The organism is Dyadobacter jejuensis, from assembly GCF_003149085.1.
Classification (GTDB): domain Bacteria; phylum Bacteroidota; class Bacteroidia; order Cytophagales; family Spirosomataceae; genus Dyadobacter; species Dyadobacter jejuensis.
The window spans coordinates 122,144-138,634 of sequence record NZ_QGDT01000003.1 but is presented as its reverse complement, the minus strand read 5'-3'; the positions used below and the strand labels follow the sequence as shown (position 1 = coordinate 138,634).

At 44.6% G+C, this 16,491-nt stretch carries 13 protein-coding genes and 1 tRNA gene; 6 read left to right on the top strand and 8 right to left on the bottom strand.

The features are described 5' to 3' along the window. The first annotated feature begins 94 nt into the window (after nt 1–94). Nucleotides 95–1,339: an ABC transporter permease gene (locus tag CLV98_RS07385; protein ID WP_109673682.1), complete on the top strand. Its 1,245-nt coding sequence runs from the start codon at nt 95–97 to the stop codon at nt 1,337–1,339. A 161-nt stretch (nt 1,340–1,500) separates the two neighbouring features. Next, nucleotides 1,501–1,582, top strand: a tRNA-Leu gene (locus tag CLV98_RS07380). 382 nt (nt 1,583–1,964) lie between these two features. Here the strand turns inward: CLV98_RS07380 and CLV98_RS24150 are convergent. The 4 genes from CLV98_RS24150 to CLV98_RS07360 all read right to left on the bottom strand — a co-directional run bounded on the left by CLV98_RS24150 (nt 1,965) and on the right by CLV98_RS07360 (nt 5,518). Continuing rightward, nucleotides 1,965–2,189, bottom strand: coding sequence for an endonuclease domain-containing protein (locus tag CLV98_RS24150; protein WP_374755184.1), 225 nt, complete (start codon nt 2,187–2,189; stop codon nt 1,965–1,967). Between the two features lie 108 nt (nt 2,190–2,297). After that, nucleotides 2,298–2,522 carry an endonuclease domain-containing protein gene (locus CLV98_RS24145; protein ID WP_374755183.1) on the bottom strand — a complete coding sequence of 75 codons (225 nt, stop codon included), beginning with the start codon at nt 2,520–2,522 and terminating at the stop codon, nt 2,298–2,300. A gap of 108 nt (nt 2,523–2,630) precedes the next feature. Next, nucleotides 2,631–4,139 carry a type I restriction endonuclease gene (locus CLV98_RS23855; RefSeq protein WP_158281216.1) on the bottom strand — a complete coding sequence of 503 codons (1,509 nt, stop codon included), beginning with the start codon at nt 4,137–4,139 and terminating at the stop codon, nt 2,631–2,633. Between the two features lie 266 nt (nt 4,140–4,405). Continuing rightward, entirely contained in the window at nt 4,406–5,518 is a 1,113-nt protein-coding gene (locus CLV98_RS07360) for an acyltransferase family protein (RefSeq protein ID WP_109673681.1), read from the bottom strand. Between the two features lie 630 nt (nt 5,519–6,148). On the opposite strand from CLV98_RS07360, the gene CLV98_RS07355 reads away from it, so the two are divergent. Both CLV98_RS07355 and CLV98_RS07350 read left to right on the top strand, forming a co-directional pair. Continuing rightward, entirely contained in the window at nt 6,149–7,741 is a 1,593-nt protein-coding gene (locus CLV98_RS07355) for an arylsulfatase (RefSeq protein WP_109673680.1), read from the top strand. A gap of 249 nt (nt 7,742–7,990) precedes the next feature. Next, complete coding sequence (locus tag CLV98_RS07350) at nt 7,991–10,357, top strand: right-handed parallel beta-helix repeat-containing protein (RefSeq protein ID WP_109673679.1); 2,367 nt, start codon at nt 7,991–7,993, stop codon at nt 10,355–10,357. A gap of 147 nt (nt 10,358–10,504) precedes the next feature. On the opposite strand, the gene CLV98_RS07345 is transcribed toward CLV98_RS07350, so the two are convergent. The 3 genes from CLV98_RS07345 to CLV98_RS07335 all read right to left on the bottom strand — a co-directional run bounded on the left by CLV98_RS07345 (nt 10,505) and on the right by CLV98_RS07335 (nt 12,992). After that, a complete protein-coding gene (locus CLV98_RS07345) occupies nt 10,505–11,692 on the bottom strand; it encodes an MFS transporter (RefSeq protein ID WP_109673678.1) in 1,188 nt (395 codons plus the stop codon). Between the two features lie 126 nt (nt 11,693–11,818). Further along, a complete protein-coding gene (locus CLV98_RS07340) occupies nt 11,819–12,484 on the bottom strand; it encodes a hypothetical protein (RefSeq protein WP_109673677.1) in 666 nt (221 codons plus the stop codon). 4 nt (nt 12,485–12,488) lie between these two features. Further along, on the bottom strand, nt 12,489–12,992 hold the full coding sequence (locus tag CLV98_RS07335; RefSeq protein WP_109673676.1) for an RNA polymerase sigma factor: 504 nt from the start codon (nt 12,990–12,992) through the stop codon (nt 12,489–12,491). Nucleotides 12,993–13,288: 296 nt separating this feature from the next. Between CLV98_RS07335 and CLV98_RS07330 the strand changes: the two genes are divergently transcribed. Further along, nucleotides 13,289–13,711, top strand: a complete 423-nt coding sequence (locus CLV98_RS07330) for a hypothetical protein (RefSeq protein WP_109673675.1) — start codon at nt 13,289–13,291, stop codon at nt 13,709–13,711. A 128-nt stretch (nt 13,712–13,839) separates the two neighbouring features. After that, nucleotides 13,840–14,631: a pseudouridylate synthase gene (locus CLV98_RS07325; RefSeq protein WP_158281215.1), complete on the top strand. Its 792-nt coding sequence runs from the start codon at nt 13,840–13,842 to the stop codon at nt 14,629–14,631. Nucleotides 14,632–14,715: 84 nt separating this feature from the next. On the opposite strand, the gene CLV98_RS07320 is transcribed toward CLV98_RS07325, so the two are convergent. After that, entirely contained in the window at nt 14,716–16,350 is a 1,635-nt protein-coding gene (locus tag CLV98_RS07320) for a sulfatase family protein (protein WP_109673673.1), read from the bottom strand. Between the last annotated feature and the right edge of the window lie 141 nt (nt 16,351–16,491).

Genomic DNA, 16,491 nt, shown 5'->3' with positions numbered 1-16,491 from the left:
TAAGGGTGCAAAATAGGAGATCATCCATCTATCCAACGCCTCCTGCTGAACTAAAAAAAACCGTATCGTTTTCAAGCTTATAAATATTTGAAACATGCGCCTTAAAGAAAATGTGGAGGAGGGCCTTCGCTCTATTCAGTCGAACTTGCTCCGAACGGTCCTTACCGCCCTAATCATAGCCATAGGTATCACCTCCTTGGTAGGTATATTAACGGCCATCGATGGCATTCAAAGTTCGGTAGATAGCAGCTTTGCCGATTTAGGAGCCAATACCTTTACCGTTCAGAACACGGTTAACAACCGTGGACGCTCTGGCGGCAGGCGTGAAAAATTGTTTCCGGCCATCACCTATAGGGAGGCTACTCAGTTTGCCGACCATTTTCGCAACGACTACCAGGCCATGGTCTCCCTGTCGGCGGCTATAGGCGGGGCAGTACAGGCCAACAACGGATCGGTAAAGACCAACCCCAATACTACCGTCATTGGCTCCGATGAACAATACTTAGCCATTAATGGCTATAAAATAGATTTTGGAAGGAATATCAATAAGAATGACCTTGAGAACGCACTTAACGTAGCCGTACTTGGACAGGAGGTAGCCCGAACGCTCTTCGGCGACCTTAGCCCCGTCAATAAATCCATCACCTTTATGGGCGCTAAATATACCGTGGTGGGCGTTTTAGAGAAAAAGGGCTCCCTGGGAGGTAATAATAATAGCGATCGGGTCATCCTGATCCCCCTCGACAACGGTCGGGGCCTTGCCGCTAACCGCGCCCTTACCTATAATATTACGGCTTCGGCACCTAATATTACCGATGGGGAATTTATTGTTGAAGAGGCTCGTGGACTGATGCGCCGCATTCGCAACGACGAGCTCGGCAAGGCCGACTCCTTTAGCATAGAAAGAGCCGACGCCATCGCCAAAGACTTCGAAAACATAACTGGCTACCTGCGCATGGGAGGCTTCGGAATCGGGATCATCACCTTGCTGGGCGCTTCTATCGCCCTGATGAACATTATGCTCGTATCCGTTACCGAGCGTACTCGGGAGATCGGCATCCGCAAGTCCTTAGGAGCTACTCCTAAAGTAATTCGCCTACAGTTTTTGATAGAAGCCATCGTGGTCTGTATCATAGGTGGCATCGGCGGACTGTTCTTGGGTATTATCGTAGGCAATATCATCTCCAACAGCATCAGCAGCGACAGCTCCTTTGTAATCCCCTGGGTCTGGATGGCCATGGGAATCGCCATTTGTGTGGCTGTAGGCGTACTTTCGGGGATCTATCCAGCCATTAAAGCCTCTAGGCTCGACCCTATAGAAGCCCTACGCTACGAATAATATCGGGCAGTTTATTTTGGCAAAAAAAAGTTTTCGTCACTTTGAATTCATTTTCAAACACTTAGAATATCTGCCAAAAATTTTCTTCGATTTATTTTTAGAAAAGCCTTGACAAGTCTAAAATTATATATACTTTTGCACTCCCAACAAAGAGGATCAATGCCCAGATGGCGGAATTGGTAGACGCGTTGGTCTCAAACACCAATGAGGTAACTCGTGCCGGTTCGACTCCGGCTCTGGGTACAAAAGCCCCTGAAATCGAAAGATTTTAGGGGCTTTGGCTTTTCTGGGCGATGGGGAAAGGGGATCAGACCGAGAACTTGTGGAGTGGATTATTTTACAGCCTTAGGCGATATGCATTAAGCTATAGGGATTCAATCATTAACAAACATGGGTTCACTGCATATATTGCTCCCTCTATAAATGATATTGGACAGTAGACACCAATGATCTGATGCGTTGCGGTTACCGACGATTCGGAGGCAAAAGGCCAGCGCAGACAATTCCCCTCCCTTGGAGGGGTGGCCGAAGGCCGGGGTGGTTACTTACGTCTCCATCAACTGCCGTACAAACGCCGAGGTGGTTACTTACGCTCCCATCGACTGCCGTACAAACGCCCCGCTGGCTACTTCCTCTCCCTAAGCTCCGGATGTTCATATAACATATTCATCACCCCCTTCATATGATATAACACGTCGGATGCCGGAATTCTTATGACAATCAGCCCCAGAGAATTCAGATACTGATCTCTGTTTAAATCATATTCTGCCTGATCGGAATGTTGGCTACCATCTATCTCAATGACGACCTGACAATTGCTGCAATAAAAATCTACTATATAGTTCCCTATTATCTTTTCAAGGTAATAATCAAAAAACTTCCCCTCCCTTGGAGGGGTGGCCGAAGGCCGGGGTGGTTACTTACGTCTCCATCAACTGCCGTACAAACGCCCCGCTGGCTACTTCCTCTCCCTAAGCTCCGGATGTTCATATAACATATCCATCACCCCCTTCATACGATATAACACTTCTGATGCCGGAATTCTTATGACAGTCAGCCCCAGAGAATTCAGATACTGATCTCTGTTTTCATCATATTCTGCCTGATCGGAATGTTGGCTACCATCTATCTCAATGACGACCTGACAATTGCTGCAATAAAAATCTACTATATAGTTGCCTATTATCTTTTCAAGGTAATAATCAAAAAACTTCCCCTCCCTTGGAGGGGTGGCCGAAGGCCGGGGTGGTTACTTACGTCTCCATCAACTGCCGTACAAAAGCCGAGCTGGCTACTTCCTCTCCCTAAGCTCCGGATGTTCATATAACATATCCATCACCCCCTTCATACGATATAACACTTCTGATGCCGGAATTCTTATGACAGTCAGCCCCAGAGAATTCAGATACTGATCTCTGTTTTCATCATATTCTGCCTGATCGGAATGTTGGCTACCATCTATCTCAATGACGACCTGACAATTGCTGCAATAAAAATCTACTATATAGTTGCCTATTATCTTTTGGCGGTCAAAATCGAAGCTTTTGAACTGCTTATTTTTTACTTGATTCCAGAATAACACTTCTGGCAAATTTCCCGCCTGCCTAAGTTCCTTGGCTCTAGCTTTCAGTTTAGGATTAAAAGGAAGAGAAAAGTAATTTTTGGAGTTACGATAATGGAAGGGTTTGGGGTTATCGGATGGAGGGAGGGGGAGGGGCTCGGATGAGACAGGATGGTTTGTTATGGTAACATTTACCACCCCGGCCTTCGGCCACCCCTCCTCAGGAGGGGAAATATCTTCCCCGGCCTTTAGAGACTGATCCGTTGGGCCGCCCTCCTCAGGAGGGGAATTGTCTTTCCCAGCCTTTGGAGACTGATTCGTTGGACTGCCCTTCTCAGGAGGGGAATTAAAAAAGTCCGTTGCTCTCAGGGTAGACACTACTGCCTTGTTTACAGCATAATATTGTTGGTAGGTTGCCAGTTTTTTGACTGTGGTAATAGTGGAAATACCGTTTCCATCTACCTTTTTATGCTTCTCAAAAACAATAAAATGGCGGATCAAATCCAGTAAGGTTTCTTTATTCAACATCCCTAGGATCAGCGTTTCGAGTTGACTGGTCAAATGGGACGCCTCTGTCTTGCCATCAACGGTTTTCCAGGCCATAAAGCGGCTTAATCCCGCTGAAATAGATCCCGCCTTGGCTTCGAGACCGTCGGAAATGACGATGATACTGTTAAAGGTAAATAATCCGGGGATGGATGCTTTGTAGGCTTCAACTTGTTTAAAGGCAGAATTCAACGTGGTGTTTTCGTCAATTGCATTTTGCAGCTCAATCACTACCAATGGCATCCCATTGACATAAAGTAGTATATCTGGACGCTTATTTTGCCCATTGCCAACAATGGTAAACTGATTGGCAACTACAAACTCGTTGTTTTCAGGATTTTTAAAATCAATTAACCATACCCGGTCGTCCCGGTCGTGGCCATCGACTTGCTTGGTTACACGAATACCTTCGGTCAGTAAACCATGGAAAGTTACGTTATTGACCAATAATTCAGAAGGCGCTATACGCTGAATTTCTTTAATGGCCTCTGTTCTTATATCCGGCGATAAATCGCGATTTATCCTTTGCACCGCCTTACTTAACCTGTCAAGCAGCAGAAGCTGCTCAAAATGGTCTCCTTCAGGATGTTGCGAATCGGGAGCTATGTCTGGGCCATATACATACAGGTACCCAAGCTTCACTAAAAGCCCAACGATAAGGGTTTCGATGTTATTTTCGTTGAAAAGGGCCATACCATAGAGTTAAAGTCTATAATGGTCTCATGTACTACATCATTTAACATAAGCATCGTCGCGAATCCAGATATTTTGAAAACATTCACTTATGCGTGCGAAATACCTTCAATTGAGCATACAAGATATGAAATCGCTTCCGCTTTTTTTCATCCGGCTTAAAGTGTCATTCAACGATATCCTGCTATAAGCCATTAGTTACTTGGTCATACCTAAGCCCTCTATCAGCCTAACCCGCCATTTAAATGTCAAGAAACTCCAAAAAACTAAACCTTCAAAAACAGTTTTTTGCGATACAAAATATAAAGGAAAAGCCATACCAGAACGAAGCCACCCAGGGCATTGAAAACTTCTTGCCATGGCTCGGTGGTGTATTTGTAAATACCGAAAAAAAGTAACCGGGATGATTCGTTGAAATCAATAAATCGGGTGACAAGGTAAATTAATAGGGAGTTGACACCAATAACCCGAAAGAAAAACGACCAGCTTCGATGGCCTTTCACATCTATAATCCAATAAAAAACGGCTAATAGTATACCGGCCATACCGGAAGTCAATAGTACAAATGAACTCGACCAAAGGTGCTTGTTAATAGGAAACATTATATTCCATAGCAAACCGGCAGCAATACCAGCCGCTCCCATGACTAACAATTGCCGGACTTTCAGTTTTCCAGACCGGTCACCTAATAATATATCTCCTGCCAAACTTCCAAAAACGGTCATACAGGCGGCTGGAATTTGGGTGCTAACGGCCAGTTCATCATACGTTATTTGTTTCAGTTTACCGGGCATAATGGCCCTGTCGAGCCAACCCACCAGATTCCCCTCGAAAGTAAGGTTCCCGGTTCCAAATCCCGGTACAGGAATCAGTAGTAAAATAAGATAATATGCGACCAAAACACCCACCCCAATATACAAGCGCTGTTTCCATGAAAAACGCAGGTAAAGTAAGGTGGTCAAAAAAGTAGCAATCCCGATCCTACCCAACACACTTCCATACCGGATATGGCTGGGGTCAAAAATATCTAAAGGTGCATTTTTGAACAGGATACCTAATAGCATTAATATCACCATCCGTTTAGCTACCTTTTTGATCAGGTCCGGATTGGAAACACCCCTTGCCTTACCGGAAGTCACACTGAAAGCTAAACTGGTGCCTGCCAAAAATAAAAACAACGGAAATATGAAATCGTAAAACGTAAAACCGTGCCATTCAGGATGGTAAAATTGACCGGCGATGGCATCAATAATACCAATTCCGGTCAGGCCCCCAAGCAGGTGAATAAATTCTCCACCACCCGAAATCATAAGCATGTCAAAACCACGAAGTGCATCGATGGAGTCGAGTCGGTTTGTCGATATTGGCTTTTGATTCATAACATATTCTTCAATTAGTCTTGACTATTAGAAATTCTAAAAAAAACTATTTCTTCAACAAGGAAGCCGCCTCTTTATCAAAAATATTTACCCGCTTATTGTCAATAAATAAGGATATACATTTTAGTACTAAATTAAGTTGTTGAATTATTTTTAAGACTTAATATCCGTATTCCCATCCTCTATGCATTGGCTTTCGGGCTATGGGATAGTGATTAAAGCAGCATACTCGCAATATTATACTATGATATTCTGATGAAATACTATTTTGCTTGATTTGACTTATTCGTTACGGTAACAGCAGGTCAACTATTAACCCCGATGGTCTTAGCCGATCCAACCGCCTTAAGGTAGTCGTCTATCACCTTCATTGCCAGATTAAAGGTATATTTATAAGGTTGGCCAGGGGCTATCCCAGTTCGGGAAAACGTATGCTTTTGAGATGATACCACCCCCTCTTTGAGATTTTTCTATACCGACAAAAGTCTAACTTTGCAGATAGTGAACTATTTAGGCTTACCTATGGTACCTAAGCTTTAGCAAAAAAACTTATGGACATCCTAAATCGAAGGGTAAGTAAAACAGAAATCTACCTATAACAATCTCCCTGAGGCCCTTGAGGCAAATCCTATGATTATTAGAACGATACCCAAAATAATACTTTCCCTGGCCCTTTTCACCCTGTTGTCGGCCAGCAGACCGATACCAGAAAAGCAAAGCCCTAATATCATCCTGATCATGGCCGACGACCTGGGCATAGGCCTACTGGGGCATGAGGGGCAAAAAATCATTAAAACACCCCATATAGACCGGCTGGCCGCCGAGGGGATGCGTTTTACTCGCGCCTATTCCAATATGCTCTGTGCACCCTCGAGGGCATCGCTGATTACTGGCTTGCACGACTCCCACCACAACCGTTTCGAAATAACGGCCGGTGGTATCTACGAGACCTTAAATGACCATCCGGAAGCTGTAGCTCAGGTGGAGCAGGCCATCAATGCGTCCTTGAAACCTATTCCCAAAAATCAGGTCTTTTTAGGACAAGCGGCCCAAGAAAGAGGCTATGTTACCGGGCAAATCGGAAAACTGGAATGGGGCTTCGCCACATCGCATCTTCAGATGAAGCGCCATGGCTGGGACTATTACCTGGGATATCTCGATCACCAGCGGGCACATGGGTTTTACCCCCCCTTTTTGTTTGAGAATGAAACCCTCAAATACTATGCCGGGAACACCCTGCCCAACAGTGGAAAATCGAAGGAGCCGGAGACGGAGGAGGCTTTTAAAGAACGATGGAACATGGAGGGCAAAGCCGTCTATTCCGAAAACATCTTTATGGAGGGTGTCATGAATTTTTTGGAGGTAAACCAAAAACAGCCCTTTTTCCTGTACTTCCCTACCCAGCTTCCACATGGACCTGTGTCTATTCCTGCCGTTCATCCCGACTTTATTCATGACAATCGGCTGACTCAGATTGAAAAAGAATACGCCTCTATGGTAAAAATGCTGGATGACCATGTGGGACAGATCCTGAGTAAATTGGATGAGCTCCAGCTAACCGAAAACACCATAGTGATCTTTATGGCCGACAATGGCCACGAAATATATTATGGCCAAGAAGGGAGGACACTGAAGCCCTACACGGACATGACAACGGGCAAAAAGTTTGACGACCTTGCGAACAAATATTATAGCGACCTAGCCGGTGACGTATTCGATGGCAACGCCGGACAGGCCGGAATGAAAAGAAGCAATTTGCAGGGGGGCATCAGAATCCCGCTAATCGTGCGTTGGCCAGGCCATATCGCCGCAAATAGTGTATCGGATCGGTTGGTAGCCAATTATGATCTGCTCCCTACCATCGCAGAAATCACCGGATATAAATCCCAAATAAAGACGGATGGCCTTTCCTTTTATGGAGAACTGGTGCGGTCCAAACCTGTGAAGAAACATCAACATGTTGTATACTCGTCTTATACGGGCCCTACGTTGATTACCCAGGATGGATGGAAGATTCGTACGGTGCTAAAAGCGAACGCCTTCGAATTATATTACCTTCCCAACGACTACCGTGAGGAGAATAACCTGGCAGCGAGTCGTCCCGAAAAATTGGCCGAACTCAAGGCCAAACTATTGAAAGAATGTGATGGAGACTTTAACAACGGTTTATTCCAAAACAAAAATATTATAAACTCCATGAAGTTCTATAAGGCGCATCCATAAAATGAAGCGTGCGCTAATTATTAGCCAATCACGACGATTATATAATTTATTGCATTAAATTAAAAATCTCGAATCCAACAAGCCGAGAGGGGTAAAATGGCCAAAATAATTGTAAAAATTGCTTCTATGAATCAATTTTATGAGAATATTTAAATGCTATTTTACCTCCACATAATACAAAGCAATTCTTACAAGGCAAATCCGCTAATAGCAATGCCATTATCGGTTGCTGACTATTCCTAAACCCCTATGAACGATTCATTTAATAGGCTAAGTATCTGCTTATTGGTGCTGTGTTTCTGGCTATCGGGCCCAGCCTTTTGCCTAGACCTTTATGTGGCACCACATGGTAGCGATAAGAATCCTGGAACCATCCACAAGCCATTCGCTAGCCTGGAAGCAGCACAACTGAAGGCAAGAAAGAGCTCGGAACCCGTAAACGTATTCGTACGGGCAGGCACGTATTACTTGGCCAAGCCTATCGTCTTTACCCCACAAGATTCCCGAAAAGCCGATAACAAGTTGACTTTTAAGCCCTACCAAAATGAGAAAGTACTCCTCAGTGGGGCTAAACCCCTAGCACTGAAGTGGACCCGTCAGGAGTCCAACATTTATAAGGCCAAAGTGGCAGGGGATGTTTCGATGGATCAGCTATATGCCGATGGCCAGCTTCTGAGGATGGCCCGGTATCCTAATTACGACGCTTCCAGCAGCCATTTTGGAGGCTATTCGGAAGACGTATTGGCGCCCGAGCGTATAAAAAAATGGAAAAACCCAGAAGGGGCTTTCATCCATTCCTTACACAGCCACGAATGGGGAGGATACCATTATAAAGTAGTAGGAAAGGAAACCGATGGAACACTAAAGCTGGAAGGTGGTTACCAGAACAATCGCCAGATGGGTATGCACAAAAAATACCGATTTATAGAAAATGTATTCGAAGAACTGGATGCTCCAGGAGAGTGGTATTACGACCATACAGATAAAAATTTGTATGTCTATATCCCAAATGGCCAGGATCCTAATCGGATGACCTGGCTGACTCCTCAGCTAAAGAGCCTGGTCGAGTTCCGTGGAGATGCTCAGCATCCCGTTAGAAATATCAGTATCGAAGGGTTCGAATTGGCACATGTTCAACGAACTTTTATGGACACCAAAGAGCCTTTACTTCGAAGCGACTGGACGATATACCGAGGTGGAACCGTGGTACTGGAAGGTACCGAAAATTGCTCCATTCGAAACTGTCATTTTAAGAAAGTAGGAGGCAATGCCGTGTTTTTTAGCAATTATAACCGACATGGCGAAGTATCGGGCTGCCATATAGAAGGTGCCGGTGCGAGCGGAATATGTTTTGTGGGTGACCCCAAGGCCGTTCGTTCCCCAAGTTTCGAATACCATCAATTCGTCGCCTTACAAGAGATGGATCGGAAACCAGGCCCCAAAAGTAATAATTACCCTGCCGAATGCCGGGTCTCCGACAACCTGATGCATGACCTGGGAACGGTAGAAAAACAAGTCGCAGGGGTACAGATATCGATGGCAATGGACATTACAGTAAGTCATAATAGCATCTACAACGTGCCACGATCTGGAATAAACATTAGTGAAGGCACTTGGGGTGGCCATCTTATTGAATATAATGATGTGTTCAATACCGTCCTAGAAACAGGCGACCATGGAGCCTTTAACTCCTGGGGCAGAGACCGGTTTTGGCACCCCAACCGTAAAACGATGGATAAGATCGTCGCCGAACACCCTGAAATGATCCTTCTCGATGTACAGAAGACCATTACTATCCGTAACAACCGTTTCCGTTGCGACCATGGCTGGGACATAGATCTGGACGACGGCAGTAGCAACTACCATATTTATAATAACGTTTGCTTGAATGGAGGATTGAAATTAAGGGAAGGATTTCAACGGGTAGTAGAGAATAACATTATGCTCAACAACTCCTTTCACCCCCATGTCTGGTTTGCCAATAGTGGAGACGTATTCCGGAAAAACATCGTCACAAAGCCCTATTTTCCCATCCGTGTCAACGACTGGGGGCAGGAGGTAAATAGCAACCTTTTCCCCGATGCCAAGGCTTTGGAGACGGCTCAAAAGAACCGCACCGACTCGCGTAGCCTGGCAGGAGACCCTCTATTTATCGACGCCGACCATGGAGACTACCGAGTACAGCCCAACAGTCCGGCACTAAAAATTGGTTTCAAAAACTTCGATATGGATTCCTTTGGCGTCACCTCCCCTCATCTGAAACACCTAGCAAGTCAGCCCCCTTTACCAGTACTGCAGCAGCGAAACGCTTCCTCCGCCGACTCAGAGGCCAATTGGCTCGGAGGCCAGCTACGCAACGTGAGTGGACTAGGCGACCGCTCAGCCTTTGGCTTGCCCGACGAGCTGGGCGTCGTGGTAGAGGCCATCAAGGCTGACAGTCCTTTGGGCAAGTCTGGTCTACAAAACGGGGATGTGATTCGAAAAATTGAACAACAAGAGGTTCGAAACATGGGCGATTTGATGGATCGATATCAGGAAATCAATTGGAAAGGACATGCGGTGGTAGAGATTTTCAGGAATCAGGCGCCGTTAAAGCTAGATATTTCCTTTAAGTAAGCGCCATTCCCTGCACTATAAAGGGATATTAATAGCTGTAATCATAAAATCCGATTCATAGATTGGCTCCATATTAGAGATCTTTTTATGAATCGGATTTTAGTTTGGTCTACACCACTGCTACAAGTACTGCTTTTTGAACGACAGTTATACTAAAACAGGATCCTCCTTAGCCGTTGGCTCTACTCTTTGGGTACTTTTATAGCGATACAAAATCAGGGACAAAAGGAGGCCTAATAAAGCCAAACCCGCCCCTACCCATTCTGGAGCGGTGAAGCCATATCCCCATGCAATTGGTAAGCCAGCTAAAAACGCCCCTAAGGCATTCCCCACATTCATGGCGGCAGGCCCAATTGAGGAACCTAACATCTCCGCTTTTTGAGAGGCCTCCATAATTAATATCTGAACGGGGGCCACTACGGCGAAGGCCACGGCCCCTATTATAAAGGTTATCAAAATGACCAGGGCCTTCGACTCGGCAACTACAACGAGCAGCACGAGCACCACAGCCATGGCAGCAAGCAACATGATCGTAGCCCATAAAGGCGTGAACCTATCCGACAGCTTACCCCCAAGGACATTTCCGGCCGTCATGCCGATACCGGCTACTACCATCAGATAAGTTACAGAAGCGGCATCGAAACCACTCACTTCAGTAAATAGTGGAGCGATATAGCTATACCAAGCAAAGAAACCACCGGTGCCTATAATCGTGATTAGCAGGATTAATTGCATATCCTTCTGTCTGAAAATAGCGAAATCGTTACGAATATTACCCGATTTCTTGGCTTGGAAGGTTGGCAACCAGAAACGAATGCCTAGTAGGGTGATGATGCCGATAAGCCCAACGATTCCGAAGGTTATTCGCCAGTCGAACTCATGACCAATAAAGGTTCCTGCCGGTACTCCTACGATATTGGCCACCGTCAAGCCGGTAAACATAAAGGCGACAGCCTGTGCCGTCTTCCCTTTTTCGGCCATTCTACCTGCCACTACAGCCCCTATACCAAAGTAGGCTCCATGAGGAATACCCGCAATAAAACGTAATAGCAGCATGGACTTGTACCCAATTGCAAATGCAGCCAAACTATTGCTCAACATAATCCATGCGGCTAATAGGAGCAGGGAGGTTTTAGGCGGCTTGTTTTGTAAAAAGATTGTCAACACGGGTGCTCCTATCACTACCCCTATGGCATAAGCCGAAATAAGATGACCCGCCTCAGGGATTGAAATATGAAGGGCTTTGGCCATATCGGGCAAAATCCCCATCATCACAAACTCCGTCATTCCTAAGGCAAAGGCTCCAATGGCCAAGGCTATAAGTCCCTTTTTCATATTTTAGCGAGGCTATTGTTAAAGAGACTAAAAGGATAACAAGAGTCGCGTAGTTCCCGGAAAAGTTATAATCCCCGAAAGATCAAGTTTAATATACATTAATTGATACTGGAAGGAGCTAAGCCATTATTCCTCCGCTTTCTGATAGGCCTCTAATTCTTCGTAAATAGCCTGAGCTTTAATTATAGCTCCTCCCCCTGCGCCTATCACGAGCTTTTTGAGCCAAGGTTTATGGAGGTTATCCATCTTAATGGCTTTATACAACCAGATAGCCCCCACCACAAAAGCTAGGATGATGCTCACTCGTAAAACTACAAAACCCCAACCCACAGATCCCGAAAACCAACTACTGCTCAAATAAAAGGTAGTATAAAAGGGGAGCTGTAAAACGGCTATGCGGCAGTGTCCCAGTATAGAACGCTGAATATCGACAAGGCTCTGTTGAATTTCCGTAACAGGCCCGTCGAAGTCAATTTGCTGAGCCATCACCAAATGACGAATATAATCGGCTATCGACTTCAGGTTGATGAGTGCAATGGCCGCTACCGATACAATAAAGTAATTCCATGCTGGGGAATAATGGGTAATGGCATAAAACAAGCCGGTCCCCAAAATGGTAACATAAAGAATGCCTAATATAATACCGACTCCTTTAAACCATTTTAAACCATCTAATACCCCTGCCGCCTTCCTATTCATCATTTCTTTCATCAAAACTTGGTTAACTGCAAGAGCCTTATCCAATTTTTGCCCCTGGGACTTCCAAAGGTTTATCATTTCTTGTTCCTTCATGACCTTATGCTGTATGTTGAGAAAATTGTTCTTTTAAGTATGTTTTTATGCGGTGCAACTTAGTGGAAACATTAGAGGGGCTAATTCCAATAATTTTGGCCATTTCCTGGTGGCTTTTTTCTTCTAAATAAAGGAGCATTATCGCCTTATCGATCGGCTTTAATCCCTCGATAAACCGATATAGTAACCGAATATCCTCTTGATATATATCCTCGCTTTCATCCGTTGGAAAATTTAAAATAGAATCCGAAATACTAAAAACCCGTTCTTGCTCCTTGGAAATTTTCCTATAATAGGAAATCGCGACGTTAAGGGCTACTTTATAGATCCAGGTCGAATATTTGAATTTACCGTGGTATTTATCGAACGATCGCCAGAGTTGTAGGGTTATTTCTTGTATCAGGTCCTTCCTATGGCCGGGATCAGGACAATATGCCCTAGCTACCTTGTAAAGAATACCCTTGTGATCGGACAAAACGGTCAAGAATAGTTCTTCTTGTTTCATCATTGGTTAGTGTATTGATTTGTAGACTTGGACTGGAACCCAAGTCTTTATGAGATCATTTGTCCTATTATTCGCAGACCAGGGGAGATTATCACAAAAAAAGTAAAACTTTCCCTTATACTCCTACGAACCGTCCAACAAACAAAAGCAATCGGCTCTTTCATAAAAAGCACGATTACAGTACTTTGTAGTATTTTATATCGTAAAAAATGAAATTAGCCAATTAATAATTGTCATTACAGATAAAATACAGTATTTTTGTGAGTTATATACTACCATGAATTCAATTAACCCATATTATGCAAGCGATTGACCACCTTCGTCAGGAAATAAAAAACCACTTCCCACACTCTAAGGAATTGGCTCTATCGAGTCGATTCGCACTTAACAGACAATTTAATTTTTATTTTGAAATAGCGCCAGACTCTCCCTATTTGCTGTATCTAAACTGGGATGGCGATGGAATTATATACATCCTGAAATGCCTCGTATTTAAAGACAACGAAACGCTAAGCAGGCTAAAAAACGCCTATCCAGAGACAGGTTCAAGCGCTTTTAACGAGGGGAAGCCCCGTACCACCATCACTTTTCGATTTCACGACCCCCAGCGTTTATATATCCAAGAGGTAACAGGGGAATGCCAGGAACCCTTAAATGGCCAGGAAGTACATTTAGAAAATTTACTTAAACACATGGATACCAGTTTGCAAAAGCTTGTGTAGGGGTCATAAGCCTTCAGTAAAAAGATAAAATAGTTCAAAATAAAAATCTATAATTGATTACTTTTGCGCTCCGTTGGCAATTCTTACATGATCAGTAGGCTTAGCCTTTCATCATTAAGAATTGTTTGTTGCCATATTCCACTACCACTGCCCGGGCATTTATTTCCCTCCCTCCATCATTTAGGGCTCCCTTGGAGCCCAAACCGTCGTTATTTGGCTTAGAACCTGGGCCCATGGCGCTGGAGGCTAGCGCCCATCTACAGGAATATCTTCTGCATCAGACCGAATTGAAGCATAATTTTGGATTGAACCGCTCCGCCGAGCCGGTCATAGGAAAAATGTTTGGCGTTTTAGTCGTTCAAAATAGCCTGGCCGAATGGGGTTATATAGCCGCTTTTTCTGGAAAACTTGGAGGTAGTAACCACCATGCTCATTTCGTGCCACCGATCTTCGATGGCCTTCAACCCGATGGCTTTTTAAATGAAGGGATGCTGGCCCTAACCTGCATGAATAAGGAGATAGCCCTACTTTCGAAGACCCAGTCCAGTACTTCAGAAGAAAGAATAAAAGACTTAAAAGAAGCTCGAAAAGTCCATTCGAATTCCCTACAAAATAAAATTTTCGATCAGTATCATTTCCTGAACCGTCAGGGGCAATCTAGAAGTCTCCGAGATATCTTCCTACAGACTCACTACCGCAACCCACCCGTAGGGGCTGGAGAATGTGCAGCACCTAAGCTTTTCCAATATGCTTTTCAGCATGGCCTCACCCCGGTATCTTTGGCCGAATTTTGGTGGGGACAGTCCCCCAAATCGGCCACATGGAAGCATGGAAACTTTTATTTACCCTGTAAGGAAAAATGTGAGCCCATATTGAAATATATGCTCTCAGGCGTTCCCGAGGCGCAGCTGAGCATTTAAAGATACGCAGGAACGAGGTAGCTGCCCGCATTACGGATAGTACTTTGGGGGTTCACCAATACTATCAGGTGAACCCCTAAGCGCTTATTTTTTGGCTCCACTCCTATTCAGATACCGATCCAGATAATGCTTGTCCAGATCTTCCGAATCCTTGTACTTTTCACGAAGACCTTTAAGCTTCTCCTGTAATTCTTTCACCAGCTCGGCATACTCTGGGTCGTCATATACATTATTGAGTTCTTTAGGGTCCTTTTTGCGGTCATAAAGTTCCCATTCATCCACATCATAATAGAAATGTGCCAGTTTATAGTCCTTGGTAACGATCCCATAATGCCTCTTAACCATATGCACACTGGGATACTCATAGTAGTGATAGTATACAGCCTCTCTTTTCCACGTGTTCTCCATCCCTTTTAACAAAGGCATCAGGCTTTCACCTTGCATATCTTCGGGAGCCGCAATCTGGGCCGCTTCTAGTAGGGTCTGGGCAAAATCGAGATTTTGAACCATTTCCTCTTGGGTGGTACCAGGTTTTATTTCATGAGGCCAACGGATGAGGAGAGGCGTCTTAAAGGATTCGTCATAGATAAAACGCTTATCGAACCAGCCATGCTCACCTAGATAAAACCCTTGATCGGAGGTGTATACGACGATGGTGTTGTCGGTCAGGCCATTTTTATCCAGATAATCGAGCACCCTTCCTACGTTATCGTCTACCGATGAAATACTCCCAAGGTAGTCCTGCATATAGCGTTGGTACTTCCAAATCATTTTGTCGCGGTCCGACTTTCCGGCCCAATTCGCCTTGAAGTCCTCATTGATGGCATCGATAATGGGCTTGTATTGCTGTTTCTGTTCGGCATTGGCCCTATTGAACTCATTGTATATATTGGCTTGCGTATTATTAACTACAGGCTCTACCCGGCCCATGGCCTCCAAAGTTTCGGGCCATATCTTACTGTCATGGCTATACTCCATATGATGGAGAAGGTTCATTTCGGCCTTTTTCGCCGCAGTACCTCTATTGCTATAATCGTCGAATAGGGTTTCGGGAAGTGGGAAAGTCTTCTTGGTAAACTCCTTAAATTTATCGACACGAGGCCACCACGGGCGATGGGGCGCCTTATGCAAATACATTAGAAGGAAAGGCTTTTCTGGGTCTCGCTTTTTATCCAGCCATTCCAGACTTAAATCGGTAATAATATCGGTAACATAGCCCGTGATGGTAGTATCCCCTCTAGGCGTAATAAAATCGGGATTGATGTAATGACCTTGACCAGGAAGAATCATAAAATCGTCGACCCCCTTAGGATTGTTGCCAAAATGAAGCTTGCCGAACATCGCCGTTTGATAGCCTGCCTTTTGGAACAACTGAGGGAAGGTCATTTGGGTGGTATCAAATGGACTAATATTGTCGGTTTTTCCGTTGATATGAGTATGTTTTCCGGTCAATATGGTCGCTCTTGAAGGGGCACATATCGAGTTGGTGACGCTCGCATTGGTAAACAACATCCCTTCCTTGGCCAGCCGATCTATATTCGGGGTCTCCAACAGCTGATTACTATAGGCACTAATGGCCTGATAGGCGTGGTCGTCGGACATGATAAAGAGTATATTAGGCCGGGAGGTCTTCTTTTCCGATTCTTTACTACATCCGGCAACGCTGAGCAATATACCCCAGAGTACTACCCAAGAACTAACCTTTACAATTTTCTGCATAGCATTTAAGCGATTTCTATCCTTGTTAATTTAAACATCTATTTATCGACCATCAACTAGAATGTCCTTATCTTAATAAACAATAAACTGCTGCAGCACCTTAAGGATTAAACCAGTGCTCAAAGGTTCTATTCATTAAAA

Excerpts from the sequence above, each read along its gene's own strand:
- CLV98_RS07360 (WP_109673681.1), bottom strand. The coding sequence starts at position 5,518 with ATGAATCAAAAGCCAATATCGACAAACCGACTCGACTCCATCGATGCA.
- CLV98_RS07355 (WP_109673680.1), top strand. The coding sequence starts at position 6,149 with ATGATTATTAGAACGATACCCAAAATAATACTTTCCCTGGCCCTTTTC.
- CLV98_RS23855 (WP_158281216.1), bottom strand. The coding sequence starts at position 4,139 with ATGGCCCTTTTCAACGAAAATAACATCGAAACCCTTATCGTTGGGCTT.
- CLV98_RS07320 (WP_109673673.1), bottom strand. The coding sequence starts at position 16,350 with ATGCAGAAAATTGTAAAGGTTAGTTCTTGGGTAGTACTCTGGGGTATA.
- CLV98_RS07345 (WP_109673678.1), bottom strand. The coding sequence starts at position 11,692 with ATGAAAAAGGGACTTATAGCCTTGGCCATTGGAGCCTTTGCCTTAGGA.
- CLV98_RS07340 (WP_109673677.1), bottom strand. The coding sequence starts at position 12,484 with ATGAAGGAACAAGAAATGATAAACCTTTGGAAGTCCCAGGGGCAAAAA.
- CLV98_RS07350 (WP_109673679.1), top strand. The coding sequence starts at position 7,991 with ATGAACGATTCATTTAATAGGCTAAGTATCTGCTTATTGGTGCTGTGT.
- CLV98_RS07335 (WP_109673676.1), bottom strand. The coding sequence starts at position 12,992 with ATGATGAAACAAGAAGAACTATTCTTGACCGTTTTGTCCGATCACAAG.
- CLV98_RS07330 (WP_109673675.1), top strand. The coding sequence starts at position 13,289 with ATGCAAGCGATTGACCACCTTCGTCAGGAAATAAAAAACCACTTCCCA.
- CLV98_RS07385 (WP_109673682.1), top strand. The coding sequence starts at position 95 with ATGCGCCTTAAAGAAAATGTGGAGGAGGGCCTTCGCTCTATTCAGTCG.